This window comes from Allobosea sp. Root381, from assembly GCF_001429395.1.
Classification (GTDB): domain Bacteria; phylum Pseudomonadota; class Alphaproteobacteria; order Rhizobiales; family Beijerinckiaceae; genus Allobosea.
In genome coordinates, this window is the sequence record NZ_LMJT01000017.1 from 60,283 (window position 1) to 77,551 (window position 17,269).

A 17,269-nucleotide genomic window follows, 5' to 3' on the forward strand; every position below is an offset into this window, starting at 1 on the left:
GCGCATGCTCGCCGACGACCTCACCGGCGCGCTGGACAGTGCCGCGGCCTTCGCCACGCCCGAGCAACCGGTCGCCGTGTCGTGGCATGGCCTGCCGGATCTGGTCGGAGCCGTTGCGTGTGACAGCGCGTCCCGGGAGCTTTCGGCCGAGCGGGCCAGAGCTTCGGTGAGTGCCATCGCCCCAGCCCTCTGGCAGGCGTTTCCCGGTCTTGCCTTCAAGAAGATCGACAGCCTTTTGCGCGGGCAGGAAGCCGCAGAGATCACCGCCATCCTCGCAATCTTGCGCCCGGCGCATTGCATCGTCGCTCCGGCCTTCCCGGCGCAGGGGCGGATCGCCCGTGGCGGGCGCCAGGGCGTTATCGCCGCGGAGGGCTGGCGGCCCGTCCCCTGCGACCTCGTCGCAGAGCTGAGGGGCGACGGGCTCGATGTCGTGCAAGCTGCTCCCGGAGCTGCGATCCCGCCCGGCGTCAGTTTCTGGGATGCCGAGACCGACGATGACCTCGATGCCGTCGTCGCGGCCGGCCGGGGGCAGCGAAATACGTTATGGGTCGGCAGCGCCGGCCTGGCTGCTGCCCTCGCTCGCGCGGCCGGCTTCGCCCGGCAGGCGCCAACCGCGCTTCCTCGGCCTATTCTCGGGCTCGTGGGTTCCGAGCACGGGGCGATGCGCGCGCAGCTTGCCCGGCTAGGCTCTCTCCATCACTTGCTTCCAATGATGGGCGGCGAGGACGCAGTCGCCGCCGGGTTAGCCCGGGACGAGATCGCCTTTGTGAGCATCGATCTTGCGGCGGGCATGCCGAGGGCAGAGGCAAACAGGTTGATCGAAGCGCGTTTTGCCGAACTGCTGACCCGGCTCGACCGGCCGGGAACGCTGTTTGCCTCCGGCGGGGAGACCTTGCGCGGCCTTTGCGACGCGCTTGGTGCGGAGCGCCTCGATGTAACCGGCGAGATCGTGCCGGGCGTCCCGCGCTCGAGCATGCGCGGTGGGCGCTGGGACGGCATCACCGTCATATCGAAATCCGGGGCCTTCGGCGGTCCCGATCTCCTGAAGCAGCTGGCCGCGGGCGATCCCGCGGGCCTCGCCGGAGCGGCAGCATGAAACCACATCTCGCAATCACCATGGGCGATCCCGCCGGCGTCGGCCCGGAGATCATCATCAAGGCCTGCCTGGCGCTGAAGGACCGGCTGGCGAGCGGCGAACTGCGCCTGCTCGTCATCGGCAGCAACGCTGCGCTGTTCGAAGCCCGAAGCATGATGGGCGCGGCGATCGACATCCCCGAGGTGTCCGAAGGTGACGTCTGGCCGAACCTCGCCTGCCTGCAGGCGGGCCCCGAGGGAGAGCCGATCCGCCCGGGTGTTCTGTCGTCGGATGGCGGCCGCTTCGCCTATCTCGCCGTGGAAAAGGCAGTGCGGCTGGCGCAAACCGGCCGCATCCAGGGCATCGTCACCGCACCGCTGAACAAGGAAGCGCTGAACAAGGCAGGCTACAAATTCGCCGGCCACACCGACATGCTGGCGACGCTGACCGAGTCCAAAGGCTCGGTGATGATGCTGGCCCATGGCAACATGCGCGTCAGCCATGTCACGACTCATGTCGCGCTCAAGGACGTGCCCGGCAAGCTGACGCCGGAGCGCCTGCGCTATGTCATCGAGCGCACCGACGAGGCGCTCCAGGCGCTCGCGCCCGGCCGCCGCAAGATCGCGATCGCCGCCCTCAACCCGCATGCCGGCGAAGGCGGGCTCTTCGGCAAGGAGGACGACGAGGTTTCGGCCCCTTCCATCGCCAAGGCGGTTGCCGACGGGTTCGACGTCGTCGGGCCGGTGCCGGGTGACACGGTCTTCGTCAAGCTGCGCGCGGGCCAGTATGATGCCGTGGTCGCGATGTATCACGACCAGGGACATATCCCGGTCAAGCTGCTCGGCTTCAACGTCAACCCCGAGACCGGCAAATGGGACGCGCTCTCGGGCGTCAACATCACGCTTGGCCTGCCGATAGTCCGGGTTTCGGTCGACCACGGCACCGCTTTCGACATCGCGGGCAAGGGCATCGCCAACGAACTCAGCCTGATCGAGGCCATCGAATACGCCGAGAAGCTGGCCGCCGCACGCGGCCTTGCCGCGACGGCCGCAGCCTGACGGGAGCCGACACATGACCATCCACACCCCCGTCGCGACTAGCCTCGCCACCCCGATCGCGCTGCAGCGCCCGCATGTCATCGAGTTCGGCGCCGGCACCGCGCCACTGGCAGGCCGCTGGGCGGCCGGCCGGGGCTTCCGTCGCATCCTGGTGGTGGCCGACGCCTTCAATGCCGGCCGTGTCGACGTGCTCGGCCTCGAGGGCGAGGTCACGGTTTTCGGCACCGTCAAGCCGGAGCCGGACGTCCCAAACCTGGACGAGGCGCTGGCGCTGGCCGCCGAGGTCAAGCCCGACCTCGTCATCGGCTTCGGCGGCGGCAGTGCCATGGATCTGGCCAAGCTCGTCGCGGTGCTGCCCGGCTCAGGCCAGACGCTGCACGAGGTCGTCGGCCCCGAGAAGGTGGCGAAGAAGGGCGCGGCCCTGATGCAGGTGCCGACCACCTCCGGCACCGGCAGCGAGGCCGGCACGCGCGCGCTCGTCACCGACCCGGCGACGCAGAACAAGCTCGCGGTGCAGAGCCTCTTCATGCTCGCCGACATCGCGATCATCGATCCCGCGCTGACGCTGACCGTGCCGTCCGCCGTGACCGCGGCGACGGGCGTCGACGCGATGGCGCATTGCGTCGAGGCCTTCACCAGCAAGAAGGCGCACCCGCTGATCGACATGTATGCGCTCGAGGGCGTCAGGCTGGTCGGCCGCTTCCTTGGCCGCGCCATCGCCGACGGCTCCGATATCGAGGCCCGCGCCGGCCTGTCGCTCGCCTCGCTCTATGGCGGCTATTGCCTGGGCCCGGTCAACACGACCTCGGGCCACGCCGTCGCCTATCCGCTCGGCACGCGCCACCACATCGCGCACGGCGCCGCCAACGCGCTGATCTTCCCGCACACACTGGCCTATAACGCGCCGGTCGCGCCGGAGAAGACGGCGGCGATTCTCGCCGCGCTCGGCCTGCCGGCCTCCTCGCGCCAGGAGGAGGTCTTCGCCTCCGCACATCGGTACTGCGCTGAACTCGGCTGCGAGATGAAGCTTTCGGCGCTGAAAGTGCCGGAGGATGACCTGCCGGTCATGGCCGGCGAGGCCCACGCAATCCGCCGCCTTCTCGACAACAATCCGCGCGATCTCAGCCGCGACGACATCCTCGCGATGTATCGCGCCGCGTACTGAACCGCGCCATCCGCCTCTCCTCTTCGCCAAGGCATGCAGACATGAGCAAGATCAAGGGTACCTTCGTCGCCATCGTCACCCCCTTCGACAAGGACGAGGCCATCGACGCCGCCGCCCTGCGCCGCCAGGTCGAGCGCCAGGTCGGGGCCGGCAACGGCATCTTCTGCGCCGGCACCAATGGCGAGTTCTATGCGCTCTCCTTCGAGGAGAAGGTCGAGGTCGCACGCATCTGTGTCGAGGCCGCGGCCGGCCGCCTCGAGGTGCTCGCCCATATCGGCGAGATCTCCACGCAGCAGACCATCGCGCTCGGCAAGCAGGTCGAGAAGCTCGGCGTGCGCGCCGTCTCGGCGATCACGCCCTCCTTCATCGCCTGCTCGCAGGAGGAGCTGATCGAGCATTACCGGAAGGTCGCGGACGCGCTGTCCCTGCCGGTCTATCTCTACAACATCCCCGCCCGCACCGGGAACACGATCGAGCCCGAGACGGCCCGCATCCTCGCCGATCACCCGAACATCATCGGTATCAAGGACAGCGCCGGCTCGCAGGAGAGCCTCGACGGCTTCCTGGAGATCGCTCGCGAGCGTGACGATTTCGACGTGCTGGTCGGCCCGGACTCGCTGATCCTGCACGGGCTCAAGAACGGCGCGACCGGCAACATCTCGGGCCTCGGCAACGTCTCGCCAGTCACGGTGAATGCGATCGGCACGAATTTCGACAAGGGCGACATGGAAGCCGCCGAGGCTGCGCAGACCCGCTTCAGCGCGCTGCGCAAGGACCTGTACGCCTTCGGCTTCCCGCCGGCGATGGTGAAGCGCGCCCTGCGCCATGCGATGCCGGAGGTCGGCGCCAGCCGCGCCCCGGTGCTGATCACGGCCGAGGCCGATGCCGGGGTCGCGGCGGTTTCCGCCGCCAATGCCGAAGCCGTCGGCTGAGGGCAGCAGCATGAGCTTCACAGTCGTCAGCCTCGGCGGCCCCGTGGCGCCGGAAGGCGAGGCGATGCTGGCTGCCGCCGGCATCACCTCGCTCTCGACGGGCCCCTATCCCGCCAAGGACGAAGTCGTCGCGCTGCTTGCCGCGCATCGCGCCGATGCCGTGATCGTGCGGCTCGTCGAGCGCATCGATGACGAGATCCTGCGGGCGTCGCCGAACCTCAGGCTGGTCCACAAGCACGGCGCCGGCACCAACGATATCGACGTGGCCGCGGCCAAGGCGCTCGGCATCCCCGTCATGGCCGCGGTCGGCGCCAACGCCCATTCGGTCGCCGAGCACGCGCTGGCGCTGATGTTCGCGCTGATCAAGGACATGCGCCGGCAGGACGCCTTCGTCCGCGGCGGCAACTGGGCTGGCAAGAGCTATCAGGGCCATGAGCTGCGGGGCCGCAAGCTCGGCCTCGTCGGCATGGGGCTTATCGGGCGCAATCTCGCCCGCATGGCCAGCGCCATCGGCATGAGCGTCGAGGCCTACGACCCCTTCGCGCCGGACGACGCCTTCGGCCGCGAATGCCGGCGCGCACCAGATCTAGACGCGCTGCTGGCCTCCTCGGACGTCGTCAGTTTGCACTGCCCGCTGACGGAGCAGACACGCGACCTGATCAATGCGCGCACGCTCGGGCTGATGAAGCCGAGCGCGCTGCTGATCAACACCGCGCGCGGCGAGGTGATCAACGAGACCGACCTCGTCGTGGCGCTGCGCGAGGGCCGCATCGCAGGCGCCGGGCTCGACACCTTCGCGCCGGAACCGCCGGCGGCCGACAACCCGCTCTGGGCGCTCGACAACGTGGTGGTCTCTCCGCATGTCGGCGGGGTCACGGAGGAAGCACGCCGAGAGGTTTCGCTGATCACCTGTGGGAATGTCGTCTCGTTCCTGAAAGGTGAGGACGTGCCGCAGCGCTTCTTCGTGGCCAGATAACACCGGATCGAGACGGGCTCGATCCGGAATGACACGGCATCAGCGCACCCGCTCCGGACGAAGCCTTCGGGGCGAGCGGTCAAATCCGGTTATCCGGTATCCACTTCCCTCGTGAACCTTCGCCTGGGTCATTGGGGAATGTCGGATTCTCGGCAGACTCGCCATGTCGGCTATTGAACTATTGATTGAGGACGCGCGGCCCGATGAGGCTGCCGTCCAAACCGACAGGCACGCGCGCTGGTGCGATCAAGCGACGGCGGCTTCGCCGATCGTGACCGTCAGCTGTCCCAGTCCCTCGATCGAACCGAGGAGAACATTGCCCGGCAGCACCGCGCCGACGCCATGGGGCGTTCCGGTCATGATCAGATCGCCAGGCTGAAGCGAATAATATCTCGAAAGCGTCGAGATGATCTCGGGCGTGCGCCAGATCATCAGCGAGAGCACGGAATCCTGGCGCGCCACGCCGTCGACTTCAAGCTTGATACCGCCCGACGCGGGATGCCCCACCTGCTCGACGGGGTAGACCGGCCCGCACGGTGAAGAATGGTCGAAGGACTTCTTCAACTCCCACGGAATGCGCGGGCCGTCGGGCGTATCCAGCAGTCGCCGCCGGGTCATGTCGAGGCAGATGCCGTAGCCGAACACGTGCGACAGCGCCTCTTCCTCCGGAATGTTGTAGCCGCCGCCTTTCATCGCCACCATGAGCTCGAGCTCGAAATGGAAATCATCGGTCTTCGGCGGATAGGGAACCGTTCCCCCATCCTGCACGATCGAATCCGCGGGCTTCTGAAAGATCAGCGGAAAGTCGCGGGTCTCGTCGCCGCCCATCTCGCGGACATGGGCGACGTAGTTGCGCCCCACGCAATAGATTCTCCGCACCGGAAAGCGCGCCGATGAGCCGATGACCGGCAGGCTGGACTGAACGGGTGCGGGAACGGCGAATTCTGCGAGTGTGGACATCGAGCACCATGGCTGATTGACGATGATCGCGGAGCATAAGGTGAGCACGCGGCGTGTCCAGAGAATTATGCAGATTTTTCTCCATACACGACGAATATGAATTTAATTGACATGCCCTTGTGATGATGCATCGTTTCGTCATGTCAAAAACAAGGGGAATGGCATGAAGCGTAGGCAGTTCATGACGGGGGCTGCGGCGCTGCCCCTCGCGCTGGCGGCACCCAAGGCGCTCTCGCAAGCAACGGACGAGCTGACCATCGTCTATCCGAGCCCGGGCGGGCTGGGATATTTCGCGGTCTATTCGGCGATCGGCGAAGGCTATTTCGCCGAGGAGAAGCTCAAGATCACGCCACGCAGCGTCAACGGTTCGGCGGCGGCGATCCAGGCGCTGCTCGCGGGCCAGGCTCAGCTGGCCCATCCGGGCCCCGGACCGCTTATGGCAGCTCGCGCGCGCGGACAGGACCTCGTCTACATCTACAATTACTTCACGCGCAGCCAGTTCAACCTGGTCGTGCCCGAGACCTCGTCCATCCAGAAACCGACGGATCTCAAGGGCAAGACCATTGGCGTCGGAACCGCTGACGGGGCCGAGGTCGCCTTCGTTCGCTCGATCTTCGATGCCGAAGGCATGAAGGAGGGGCAGGACTACAAGTTCATCACGGTGGGTGAGGGCGGCATGGCGGTGGCGGGCTTCATGCAGAAGTCGATCGACGCCTATGCCTCGGATACCGCAGGGGCGGCGACGCTGAGCCTGCGCGGGATCAAGCTGCGCTCGCTGACGCCGCCGCGTTTCCAGTCCTTCTTCGGCAACGGCTATGTCGTCACGCGCAAATACCTGGACGAGAACCGCAGCATCCTCGAGCGCTTCGGCCGCGCGCTGGTGCGCGGCAGCAAGTTCGGCCTCGACCCGGCCAACAAGGCTGCGGTGTTGAAGCATGCGCGCATGGGCAACCCGCAGCAGCTCGAGAATATGCCCTTCGCCGAAGCGCTGATGGAGGTCTATTACCGCCTTACGGCGCCGCTCGATCCCGCCAAGGGCTTCGGATACAACAGTCCCGAAGCCTGGGAAATGTGGCAGAAGACCCTCCTGGCCTCGGGCGATCTCAAGACGCCGCTCGACGACCTCAGCAAAGCCTATTCCAATGATCTCGTGGCGGCCTGGAACGCGCCGAAATGACATTGGCCGCCGTCGAAGCGGCCGGGCAACTCGCCCGGCCGGTCTATGAGCTCAGCAGGGTATCGAAGGTCTATGGCGAGCGCGTCGTCGCGCTGGAGAGCGTCGACCTGACATTGCGCGAGGGCGAATTTCACGCGGTGATCGGTTCGAGCGGCTGCGGCAAGTCCACCCTGCTCAAGATCATGGCCGGGCTGACGCCCCCATCCAAGGGCAGGGTCATGCTGGCGGGCACGCCGGTGCTGGGCGCCCGCCCTGATATCGGCATGATGTTCCAGCAGGCGACATTGTTCCCGTGGCGCACGACGCTGCAGAATATCCTCCTGCCGATCGAAGTGCGCGAAGGGCGTGCCGCGGCCGAGGCTGCGGCCCCGCGCGCAAAGAGCCTGCTCGAACTCGTCGGCCTCAAGGGCTTCGAGGCGACCTACCCCTCGCAGCTATCCGGCGGCATGGCGCAGCGCGCGGCGATCTGCCGGATGCTGATCTCGGAACCGAACGTGCTGCTGCTCGACGAGCCGTTCAGCGCGCTCGACGAGATCACGCGCGATTTCATGAACATGGAGCTGCAGCGCATCTGTCGCGAGCGCAACGCCTCGGCCTTCCTGGTCACCCATTCGATTGCGGAGGCGGTGATCCTGTCCGACATCGTGCATGTGATGTCGGCGCGGCCGGGCCGGATCGTCCGCAGCATCGCGATCGATCTGCCGCGGCCGCGCACGCTCGACATGGGGACGCTTCCGCGATTCGGAACCTATGTCAGCGAGATCCGCGAGTTGCTCGACAAGGGGGCCTTCCTGTGAGCCAAGCCGCCGAAACATCCTCTGCCGGACTGCCTGCCGACACCGTCTGGGCGGAAAAGGTCTCCGTCACGTCGAACGTCCCGCGCTGGGCCCTGATGCTCGGGCTGCTCGCCTTGTTCCTCGGCCTCTGGCAGGGCGTCACGTCGTCGGGAATCGTCTCGCCGCTGATCCTGCCGTCGCCCGCGGACACGATCCGCGACATCGGCTTCGTCGGCCGCAATCTCAGCTCCGGCGACTACATGCTGCCGGCCTTGTGGATCACGGCCAGCGAGGTCGTCTGGGGCTTTGTTCTGGCGCTTGCGATCGGCGTCTCGCTCGGCGTCATCGTCGGCGAGACCAGCTTCGGCGAACGTGCCGTCATGCCCTATATCGTCGCGATCGACACCATGCCGAAGCTCGCCTTCGCGCCGCTCTTCGTCGCCTGGCTCGGTTTCGGCATCATGTCGAAAGTGGCTCTCGCTGCCTTCATTTCGGTGTTTCCGATCATCGTCGGCACCGCAGCGGGCCTGCATGCCGCGGACGAGAATGCCCGCATGCTGTTCAAAAGCATCGGCGCCTCGCGGCTGCAGACGCTGGTCAAGCTCAAGATTCCCACCGGCCTGCCGCAATTCTTCACCGGCCTGAAGATCGCGGCGATCAGCGTTGTGTCGGGCGCGATCGCCGGCGAGTTCCTCGGCGGCGGCGCGGGCTTCGGCGAGCTGATCCGGGTCGCGGCCTCGCAGCTCGATACGCCGAGGGTATTCTCGCTTATCATCTATCTCAGCCTGCTCGGGCTCGCGATGTTCGGCCTGGTCTCCTGGCTGCAATACCGGTTCGTGTTCTGGCAGCGTTCGACTAACAGCATCTCCGCGAACACGTCGCGCACAGCAGTTTGAACCCGAGAATGCGTATGGCGAAGGTTAGCGAGAAAACCACGCTGTCGACGACAGTTTACCAAAAGCTGCGCGGTGACATCATCAAGGGCGAATTCCGGCCGGGCGAAAAGCTGCGGATCGAGTCGATTGCCGGGATCTATGGTGTCGGCAGCAATGCGGTGCGCGAGGCGTTGTCGCGGTTGTCGGCGGAACGGCTCGTCGAGCGTTACGAACAGCGGGGCTTCGCCGTACCGGCGATCGCGCTCGACGACTGGCGCATCCTGGTGCGCACGCGCTGCTGGCTCGAGACGAAGGCGCTAGAGGAAGCGATGGCCAATCGCACCGAGAGCTGGGAAGAGGCCATTGTCCTCGCGCTCCATCGCCTGTCACGATTTCGATCCGACGACGCGGACGAGCGGGGGAACTGGGAGGATGCGCACCGCAATTTCCATCGCGCCCTGCTGGCGAATTGCGGCTCACCCTGGCTCCTCGAATTCTGCGATGTCCTTGCCGACCACGCAACGCGCTACGTTTTGGTTTCACACGCCTACGGCAACAAGAAGCGCCAGGGCTTCAGTGAGCACGAAGCATTGATGAAGGCAGTCCTGCACGGGACTGCGGAACATGCCTGCGACTTGCTCAAATCTCACTACATGAAGACATTTGAAAATATAGAGGTCTTATTTAAAGATGGCCTTCTAGAACATTCGTGATCTAGGTTGGCATAGACCCATCGAATTTGAAGCCATTTGAGAATTCTTGGGGCGCGAAGGCCTTGAGCGTTTCACCGCTGTGGTTTCACAGGGCGGGGATGGTTCGCGCTGCGGCTTTTCGGAGCAAGCCTTGAACTGGGAGAAGGCCAGTTCAATTGGATTGATGTCGGGCGAGCAGCGCGGCAGGAACATCAGCATTGCGTTCCGGGCCTCGATCAAGGACCCTGACTTGGTCACCCTTATGCCCGGGAAGGTTGTTCATGCGCCGGGCTTGAGGGTCGATCCCAGCACCCTTGTCGACGTAGACAAGGAAAGCCTCTCGGTTATCCCTCCGAATCAGAGATGACAGGGATTAACGAACGCACAGGCAGCGGAAGCCCAAAAAGCGATCGCATTCGATTCACCCATCCGGCGAGCGGGCTAATTCTTCAACGTCTACGAAATCTGGCCGCTCGTGCGTCTGAATTTGGATACACGACTGGGCGGGGGCACAGGCACGCAGAAATCAGAGCGCCTTCTGTAAGCGCCTGATTCTACCATCATATTCTCGCACGAAATGCCTTGGTGGAGCTGAGGGGAAGCGCTCCGAAACAATAAAAACCAACAAATTCAACGCACTGCCAGGGGCCACCTTGTCATGTATCCCGCGCAGGTATCCCACGCAACTCTTTTTAGCCTTCCCTGCGCCGTTGTCCGCTGGCAAGCGCCAGGTTGCACGACTCGCGGCTCAACTCATAATGTTACCAATTGGCGATTCGGTGGTAACTATGGCTCAGCTCACTATCCTACATCTGTCCGACCTGCACTGGTCGCGCGAGAAGGCAAATGACCAAAAAATCATTATAGATGGTTTGGTTGATGATATCCGTCAGAATGAAACGGAACTCGGCCTAAAAGCTGATTTAATCATTTTTAGCGGCGATTTGGTTCAAGCAGGAGAAGATGCTGCTTTGTTCGACGAAGCCAAGATTGAATTTCTTGACAGAGTATTGGATGCGACAAAGTTAGAAACTAACCGCTTGGTCATGGCTCCCGGAAATCATGACATTATGAGACAGATTGTCAGGGATGCTGATTTCATCGACGCCGGGTTACAATCAACGCTAACCACTGTCGACAAAGTCAATCACTTTATCGACGGCTTGAATAAAGTTGGGTCCCGGAAAGATTCGGCTCTTCACAGATTAGAAAATTGGGCCGAATTTATAAAACGCGCCAGTTTACAGACTCACCTTACGGAAATATCGCCGCTTCTATCAATCGGGACGCTGACGATTAATGGCATTACGGTGGGCATTGCCAGTTTTAATTCCGCTTGGCGCTGTTCCGGAGAAGACGGGGATCGCGATCGACGTAGACTTCTCGTTGGCGAACGCAATGTTGATACTGCAATTTCTAGCATTAAGAACTGCAACGTTAGGATTGCTGTAATTCACCATCCTTTTGAATGGCTTACGGAGTTCGATGAATCAGCTGTAAGTAGCCGAATATACTCCCATTTCGATATCGTTGCGTCGGGACATATTCATAAATCACTACCGGAGGCGCGGGTGAATCCGACCGGCTCAGCGATATTAAGTCAGTCAGGATGTCTTTACGAGAGCCGGAAGTATTTTAATGGATATCAGTATCTAAAAATAGATTTTGAGAATAAAGAGTGCGAATTCTCAATAAGGTCATGGTTTGACGCGCCCCGGCGCTCCTTCGATGCGGCCTCAAACCTAGCCAAAGGAGGGGCGCTTACGCTCCCTTTCGTCGGTAGGGCAGACGAAAACGGCAACGCCATATCTGATGCCCTTCTCCGCGAGATCAGGCCGATTATCCGCGAGGCAGCAGGCAACCACATTAACATGGCTGAGCTGGGCTCAGAGCTCCGGCTGGGTGCTAAGGAAGCCTTTGTTTGTCCTCCACTTTCCCTAAAGCGCAGACGGCACGCCAGCGAGGGGGGCACGGATGATATCGACGCCTCCAACGCTACTGCCGCGGGGCAGGTAAAGAACATATCGGTTACACCGGAGGAAATTTTACTTTCAAGGCACAATCATATTTTTCACGGAAGACGGGAGTGCGGAAAATCAAGCCTTGCCCACTACCTTTCTGTCTTGTCGGCAGAGGGCGTATGCGATACTCAAAGAATTCCTATTGTTATTGACTACCGAATTCTCAAAGGCCTTAATTTATACGGGATCAAGAAGGCGATATCATTATACTTGCCTGCGCTCAAAAATGCTGTTGATGTCGAAAAACTTCTGGGCGATGGAACATTTTTGTTCATCATTGACAATTTTCTACTCCCCGACAAACGTTCGAGAGACACTTTTCTGGCGTTTTTGGACGCCAATGATAAGAATAGGTTCGTTATATTTGAGGATTCCGGAGGTCACTCACTCACTTCGAGTGATGGCGGGCCCGACGCTTCCCAGCACTTCCAAATTGTGGAAATCGGCGAATTGTCGCGCCGAGCAATTCGTGAACTGTCCAAGAGGTGGTGCGCTCAGATCGGGAGTGACGACGGGCCAGTTTTCAATGCAATTATGGATCAGCTGAACGCGAGCAACTTGCCAAGGACAGGTTATATAGTCGCTCTGCTATTGTGGGCGGCATATCAGGAGCGGCGCTTCGAACGTATCAACGAAGCGGTTCTCCTAATGAATATGGCCGACCATTTATTAGGAAAAGCAGATTTCTCAAGTGCGCTTCTCAATAATTTCGACCCTACTTCTAAGGAAATTACGCTACAGCAAATTTCTGTGCACTTGAGAGATTGCGGCGGATTCTCGACGCGTGATGACTGTTTAATTTTTCTGATTGGATTCTTTAAGCAAAAGGGCTTAAAAAATAACGCCAGTGATGTTTTGGACCAACTTGTCGGTTGCGGTATTTTGACGAGCGGGGACGGGAATATATCATTCAAATACAGATGCTTCCAGGAATATTTTTTTGCTGGAGCCATGCGAGCGAGCGAAACACTGGTCAACCGTGTTTTCTCCGACAATTCGTTCGTACAATTTAATCGGGAGATAGAAATCCTTGCGGGCCTTCGGCGGGAAAATACAAGCCTTATTTCCTTGGTTGAGCGCGCAATCATCGAGCGCTCACCGCCTGAGCTCAGACGATTTGCCCATTCCGACTTTTTGAAGATCGCTCGCGCTGAGTCAGCCCTTGGCATCTCGCGCAAACAGATTTCCGATATCCGTCGAAAGAAACTAACAACTGATCAAATAGATGACTTAATGGACGAGGCAGACAAGAAACTTAGCCGCAAGAGAGCGGGAAGCGGTCCTCTAAAAGAAACGAGAGTTCATAATATTGAGTCGGGTAAAGAACTCGCTACAAATGACGAGTCTGACGTAAAGGGTCTCCGTCCACTCGAGTATCTGGGCGCCGTCTCTCTAATGGGGCGCATACTGAGGAATTCTGAATTCACGGACGTAGAGGAGAAGCATCGCGCTACGCAATGCTATATAGATAGCATTATGCGGGTGTATCTCATTTACGTTGATGTTCTCGACGACGTAATAAAATACGCGTCCGAGGAGATGCCTCATGGCCCAGTCTTTGATAACGACGATGAAAGACGCATAGTTAGAACAATAATAATACAATCTTGTCTTTCTGGGATTCTGGCCGAAACTTGCTATCAGATAAGCACAGACAAACTTTCGGTTGTTTATGAATCCATCCTGACTGGAGAGGAGTCTAATTCATTCGGGAGGTTGCTTATTGCCAATCTACTGCTCGACAACCTCCATTCGAAATGGCCTGAATATTGGCAACGAATTATCGAAGAACATAAAGGGAGTGTCATAATTCTCAATGTTCTCATAGATCGAGTCTGGACTGTCCTTCACAGTAAGGCCTTGCCGGCTGCCGAGCGCGACAGAATGGCGTCAATTGCAGATTCAATCGAGAGGGCTATGGGCACCTCGAAACACGCAAAGAGCCGGTTATTCAAATCTATCAGAGATACCGCGAGCGAGACCACGCGTCGCTTGGAGGGCTAAAGCAATTCCGTTGGTCGGTTGAATCGATTGTGAAGTGACCCGGAGCGCCGTGAGTGATTCAAGCTGCCTCATGGAAGTTGGCAATGGCGCGGGCTTTGAACGACGATGTCGTTGGGGTGTCGTGAAGGCTTTGACGGACGGTTTTCCACCCCGTCAGGCGGCTGCGAGGTCGGCGTCGGAATTTCGATTGCGTTTTGATGGATTGCGCGAGCTAGAACGTGGAGTTGGCGGCGCGGGCACAAGGCCGGCGTCGCTGTTCTAGCTTCGAAGCGCATGAGTCCTTCATTGTCACTCTGCTGGAGATACGTGGGGCATTGCGCCGCATGAGATGGCTTCACAGATCACCTCTGCGGCATGACCGCACCCCTGGCTCGCCGGTATTTGAGCAATAGCGCAACCCGGAGAAGGGCGAGGACGTCACGTCCGGACGATTATCACCCACGACGCCGGCAAGTGGGTGTCGGCCTATCACACCCGCGTGCCAGCTATGCTGCCTAGGGACTTCGAAGCATGATTTGCATGTACCGGAAAAGTCGATAGGCCGCTTTCGTCGAATTCGCTAATTAGAAGAGAATTTTGACATCTTAATTGATGGGCGAGAACGCAGCAACGAAATGGGATTATGTATCTTTTCTAACGTCAATACGATGACGTATTTGGACTCACAATCGAATTAACGTCACATTGTACGAATAATATAAAGATACTTCGATGGATTTATGGTAATACCGTATAATAGATAGTGCACTGTAATACACTAAATTATGAGTGCAATGCCCTACATGTCGGGGTGTCCCGGAAACTCAAAAAATTCGCCAGAATTTTTTACACCTTTACCGATACCCCGGCCTCTTAGGTACTACCTCCGTTTTCCATCGCTCCCATCCGAGCGAGGACGTTGCTAACTTGACTACTGGACCAGGCCCCGCCCCTCAAAGTCGGGATGCCCCGTCGGGTTAGCTCCAGACCAATCGCACGCAGCGATCGATACCCCTCTGCTTGGATTGCGTGGATGGTGCCAGCTAAGTCGCTGGCGCGCTGGTCGGCAGCTGCCGTTTGCGCAGCCCTAGCGCGCTCACAGTCGGCGCTAGTGCCGGAGCGGCCCCTATACCCGCCCAGCCGCACGCCGCGCGCCTTAGCCGCTGCTAGGGCAGCTTTTGTGCGCTCAGAAATGGCAAGAGCCTCGTGTTCGGCTACCGCAGCCAGAATATGGATCGTAAGGCGGTTTGCGGTCGGAAAATCGACGGCTACGAAATCGACATTGCTCTCCATAATCGTTGATACGAAGGCGACGTTTCGGGCGAGCCGATCGAGTTTAGCTATGACGAGCGTCGCCTTATGCAGGCGGCAAGCAGCGAGTGCAGCAGCTAGCTGAGGTCGATCCGACCGCTTACCGCTTTCAACCTCCACGATTTCCGAGACAAGCGCCCACTGTCCGCCGTTGAGATACTTATGGACCGCATGCCGCTGGGCCTCGATTCCTAGGCCGCTGCGCCCCTGCCGGGCCGTGCTGACGCGGTAGTAGGCGATGTATCGGCCGGCGGGCATTTGGCTGTCCAGTTATTTGCATCGGTGGTTGCATATGTTTGGACGAGTTTGCAGGTACCTGCAAATCTGCTTTTTAAAACAGAGATCATGCCCCGGGATTGTAATATTAATGTCACCTATATTTCATGCAGAGCTGTTCAACAGATTTTAATCCCCCCAATCCGGAAGCTCCATTTCTATAGCCGATTTCTTTGCACCGATCATACGGGGACAATCGAGATATACGCTCTAGTTCACGATCACTGTTACTGGCGGTTACGTTATCGTATACTTTAGTTGGAAAAATTAGTGTCAAACTATACAATCCGGCCATAACGGCTACGGCTGCCACGAGGTGCACCCAATCTCGCTGGAAGAAGGGCTTCTTCGACTCGCGAAGGGGCCGATCGCCGGCATAAGCGCGGGCGAGATCAGCTTCGGACATATTTTTAAGTGGCCCTTTGAGGGGCTTGCGAGCTTGATCGCTCATTTCAACCTCCGAGCCGGCCTTCGTGCACTATAGTGCGTAGCACCATACTGCACATGACGTTCACCTCGGGCAATGGACGTGCGCCGTTTGGTTGGAGAAAACGTTAGAGCCTATCGACTTGCCGCAGGTCTCTCTCAGGAGGAGGTTGCGGTGAGAATGGGTGTGGACCGCGCCTATGTCAGCGGTCTCGAAACCGGCCGCAGAAACCCGACTGTCCTAACTCTATGGCACGCCTCATTGGCGCTGGGTGTCGAGCTGCCCAAGCTCCTGAGCAAGGACGTTGGCTCGTAGCTATAAAAGGACTTTAGAACAGGATATTGCAGGTGACCTGCAACGAATATTACGCGAGTACGATCACATATTGGATTTTTTGTGGCGAACGCGGTTCCTATTCCAGAATTATCGTAAGTTTGCACAGTTTTTTACTATTGCCATCAACGGCGATCGGCTGAATCCTATGTTCGATTCTTAGCGGAGGAAGCCGGTGATGGATTTCGAGGAAGCAACCCGTCGAGCTGATCGCGCACGGCAGAACATTCGATCGGCTCGCGACACCGACAGGCGGAACGCGCTTAAATCCGCTCTGCGGTCCTATCTCCGAAATCACGCAGTCAAATATGAAGCGGCCTATCGCGAGCTTGGCCGACAAGCTGATGCCGCTGCGATCGAAAAGGCAGTTAGCCATCTCGAAATTTTTGAGCCCGATCAGAGCTCAATCTTCTGTTGGCGGATCCCAAAGCGAACCGGCGGCTTCAGAGTGGTCTACCGTCTTACGCCTTACGGCCGTATGCGTCAGATAATACTGAAGGAAGCCATCGAATGTAGCTCTAGTTTTGGCGAGCATCTCTTCCTTCTTAAGAAGCGCGGTCGTGACCGCGAGGCTGCACAGATATGCGAGGCCCTTCGGTCAGGCTATCGATTTGGCGTTTCTGCTGACATTTGCAACGCTTTTCCTAGCGCTAACGCGTTGACAATATTGCGTAATACACCCCTGCCGGGCCCCGTAATACGAAATAACCTCGTTTACGACAGCAGGAGGTTTAGGCACGACTGGAAAAAGGAGGTAGCTGCCGGATACACTTACGAAGATTTGCAATGGATCCTACCATCGGAGGGATCAGCGGGGTTAATTCAAGGCGCTGCTTCTTCATCCGTCATTTTCGCACTCCTGCTAAATGACCTACCGGCAACGTTCTCCATGGACGTTCGGCTATTCGTTTACAGCGACGACATCTTAGTCTTAGCTCGAAACGAGGATGAACGTGACGCAGCTCGTGCTATCCTTGAGCGTTACATCAGAACGCACCCTGCCGGGTCCTTCCGAATGGTGGTCCATGAAGTGGACGCTCGCAGCGGCTTTGACCGCGTAGGATATGGCTATCGGCGCTCGATTATGACTGAGCAGACCGAGATCGTTCCCGATAGCCGCAAACTCGTCGAAGTGTGTTTCGGCGTGCAAGTTTGACCCCTTGAGGCGGGGGATCGGCGTCCAACTTTGACCCCCTTGAGCCGGTTTCGGTGAGACTGCCCGTTCTGGTTTC

Annotated in this window: 14 protein-coding genes and 1 pseudogene; 12 read left to right on the forward strand and 3 right to left on the reverse strand. The window is 59.6% G+C overall.

The window, feature by feature from the left end; genetic code table 11:
* Window positions 1-4: 4 nt before the first annotated feature.
* Genes ASE63_RS15595 through ASE63_RS15615 form a run of 5 tightly spaced genes read left to right on the forward strand, consistent with a single transcriptional unit; the run spans window position 5 to window position 5,206 of the window.
* Entirely contained in the window at window positions 5-1,096 is a 1,092-nt protein-coding gene (locus tag ASE63_RS15595; protein WP_056802881.1) for a four-carbon acid sugar kinase family protein, read from the forward strand.
* Complete coding sequence (gene pdxA, locus ASE63_RS15600) at window positions 1,093-2,133, forward strand: 4-hydroxythreonine-4-phosphate dehydrogenase PdxA (RefSeq protein WP_056802884.1); 1,041 nt, start codon at window positions 1,093-1,095, stop codon at window positions 2,131-2,133. Before ASE63_RS15595 ends, pdxA begins: the two co-directional genes overlap by 4 nt.
* Window positions 2,134-2,146: 13 nt before the next feature.
* Window positions 2,147-3,298: an iron-containing alcohol dehydrogenase gene (locus ASE63_RS15605; RefSeq protein WP_056802887.1), complete on the forward strand. Its 1,152-nt coding sequence runs from the start codon at window positions 2,147-2,149 to the stop codon at window positions 3,296-3,298.
* 41 nt (window positions 3,299-3,339) lie between these two features.
* Window positions 3,340-4,230 (forward strand): dihydrodipicolinate synthase family protein, encoded by an 891-nt coding sequence (locus ASE63_RS15610; protein WP_056802890.1) that lies wholly within the window; start codon window positions 3,340-3,342, stop codon window positions 4,228-4,230.
* 10 nt (window positions 4,231-4,240) lie between these two features.
* On the forward strand, window positions 4,241-5,206 hold the full coding sequence (locus tag ASE63_RS15615; RefSeq protein WP_056802926.1) for a hydroxyacid dehydrogenase: 966 nt from the start codon (window positions 4,241-4,243) through the stop codon (window positions 5,204-5,206).
* A 246-nt stretch (window positions 5,207-5,452) separates the two neighbouring features.
* On the opposite strand, the gene ASE63_RS15620 is transcribed toward ASE63_RS15615, so the two are convergent.
* A complete protein-coding gene (locus tag ASE63_RS15620; RefSeq protein ID WP_056802892.1) occupies window positions 5,453-6,166 on the reverse strand; it encodes a fumarylacetoacetate hydrolase family protein in 714 nt (237 codons plus the stop codon).
* A gap of 163 nt (window positions 6,167-6,329) precedes the next feature.
* On the opposite strand from ASE63_RS15620, the gene ASE63_RS15625 reads away from it, so the two are divergent.
* Genes ASE63_RS15625 through ASE63_RS15640 form a run of 4 tightly spaced genes read left to right on the forward strand, consistent with a single transcriptional unit; the run spans window position 6,330 to window position 9,707 of the window.
* Window positions 6,330-7,343 (forward strand): ABC transporter substrate-binding protein, encoded by a 1,014-nt coding sequence (locus ASE63_RS15625; RefSeq protein WP_056802895.1) that lies wholly within the window; start codon window positions 6,330-6,332, stop codon window positions 7,341-7,343.
* Window positions 7,340-8,140, forward strand: coding sequence for an ABC transporter ATP-binding protein (locus ASE63_RS15630; RefSeq protein WP_056802899.1), 801 nt, complete (start codon window positions 7,340-7,342; stop codon window positions 8,138-8,140). Before ASE63_RS15625 ends, ASE63_RS15630 begins: the two co-directional genes overlap by 4 nt.
* Entirely contained in the window at window positions 8,137-9,015 is an 879-nt protein-coding gene (locus ASE63_RS15635) for an ABC transporter permease (protein ID WP_056802903.1), read from the forward strand. Before ASE63_RS15630 ends, ASE63_RS15635 begins: the two co-directional genes overlap by 4 nt.
* A 14-nt stretch (window positions 9,016-9,029) precedes the next feature.
* Entirely contained in the window at window positions 9,030-9,707 is a 678-nt protein-coding gene (locus ASE63_RS15640; RefSeq protein ID WP_056802906.1) for a GntR family transcriptional regulator, read from the forward strand.
* 97 nt (window positions 9,708-9,804) lie between these two features.
* Here the strand turns inward: ASE63_RS15640 and ASE63_RS28450 are convergent.
* A pseudogene (locus ASE63_RS28450) lies at window positions 9,805-9,969 on the reverse strand (transposase); the annotation flags it as partial.
* A gap of 505 nt (window positions 9,970-10,474) precedes the next feature.
* On the opposite strand from ASE63_RS28450, the gene ASE63_RS26635 reads away from it, so the two are divergent.
* Window positions 10,475-13,711: a metallophosphoesterase gene (locus ASE63_RS26635; protein WP_162261785.1), complete on the forward strand. Its 3,237-nt coding sequence runs from the start codon at window positions 10,475-10,477 to the stop codon at window positions 13,709-13,711.
* Between the two features lie 852 nt (window positions 13,712-14,563).
* Here ASE63_RS26635 and ASE63_RS15650 read toward each other — a convergent pair.
* Entirely contained in the window at window positions 14,564-15,259 is a 696-nt protein-coding gene (locus ASE63_RS15650) for a recombinase family protein (protein ID WP_056802911.1), read from the reverse strand.
* A gap of 541 nt (window positions 15,260-15,800) precedes the next feature.
* Between ASE63_RS15650 and ASE63_RS26640 the strand changes: the two genes are divergently transcribed.
* Together ASE63_RS26640 and ASE63_RS26645 are read left to right on the forward strand one after the other, a co-directional pair.
* Window positions 15,801-16,019, forward strand: a complete 219-nt coding sequence (locus ASE63_RS26640) for a helix-turn-helix transcriptional regulator (RefSeq protein ID WP_082609991.1) — start codon at window positions 15,801-15,803, stop codon at window positions 16,017-16,019.
* A 196-nt stretch (window positions 16,020-16,215) separates the two neighbouring features.
* Window positions 16,216-17,193, forward strand: coding sequence for a reverse transcriptase domain-containing protein (locus ASE63_RS26645; RefSeq protein ID WP_082609992.1), 978 nt, complete (start codon window positions 16,216-16,218; stop codon window positions 17,191-17,193).
* Window positions 17,194-17,269 lie beyond the last annotated feature (76 nt).

Excerpts from the sequence above, each read along its gene's own strand:
- ASE63_RS15595 (WP_056802881.1), top strand. The coding sequence starts at position 5 with ATGCTCGCCGACGACCTCACCGGCGCGCTGGACAGTGCCGCGGCCTTC.
- pdxA (WP_056802884.1), top strand. The coding sequence starts at position 1,093 with ATGAAACCACATCTCGCAATCACCATGGGCGATCCCGCCGGCGTCGGC.
- ASE63_RS15605 (WP_056802887.1), top strand. The coding sequence starts at position 2,147 with ATGACCATCCACACCCCCGTCGCGACTAGCCTCGCCACCCCGATCGCG.
- ASE63_RS15610 (WP_056802890.1), top strand. The coding sequence starts at position 3,340 with ATGAGCAAGATCAAGGGTACCTTCGTCGCCATCGTCACCCCCTTCGAC.
- ASE63_RS15615 (WP_056802926.1), top strand. The coding sequence starts at position 4,241 with ATGAGCTTCACAGTCGTCAGCCTCGGCGGCCCCGTGGCGCCGGAAGGC.
- ASE63_RS15620 (WP_056802892.1), bottom strand. The coding sequence starts at position 6,166 with ATGTCCACACTCGCAGAATTCGCCGTTCCCGCACCCGTTCAGTCCAGC.
- ASE63_RS15625 (WP_056802895.1), top strand. The coding sequence starts at position 6,330 with ATGAAGCGTAGGCAGTTCATGACGGGGGCTGCGGCGCTGCCCCTCGCG.
- ASE63_RS15630 (WP_056802899.1), top strand. The coding sequence starts at position 7,340 with ATGACATTGGCCGCCGTCGAAGCGGCCGGGCAACTCGCCCGGCCGGTC.
- ASE63_RS15640 (WP_056802906.1), top strand. The coding sequence starts at position 9,030 with ATGGCGAAGGTTAGCGAGAAAACCACGCTGTCGACGACAGTTTACCAA.
- ASE63_RS26635 (WP_162261785.1), top strand. The coding sequence starts at position 10,475 with ATGGCTCAGCTCACTATCCTACATCTGTCCGACCTGCACTGGTCGCGC.
- ASE63_RS15650 (WP_056802911.1), bottom strand. The coding sequence starts at position 15,259 with ATGCCCGCCGGCCGATACATCGCCTACTACCGCGTCAGCACGGCCCGG.
- ASE63_RS26640 (WP_082609991.1), top strand. The coding sequence starts at position 15,801 with ATGGACGTGCGCCGTTTGGTTGGAGAAAACGTTAGAGCCTATCGACTT.
- ASE63_RS26645 (WP_082609992.1), top strand. The coding sequence starts at position 16,216 with ATGGATTTCGAGGAAGCAACCCGTCGAGCTGATCGCGCACGGCAGAAC.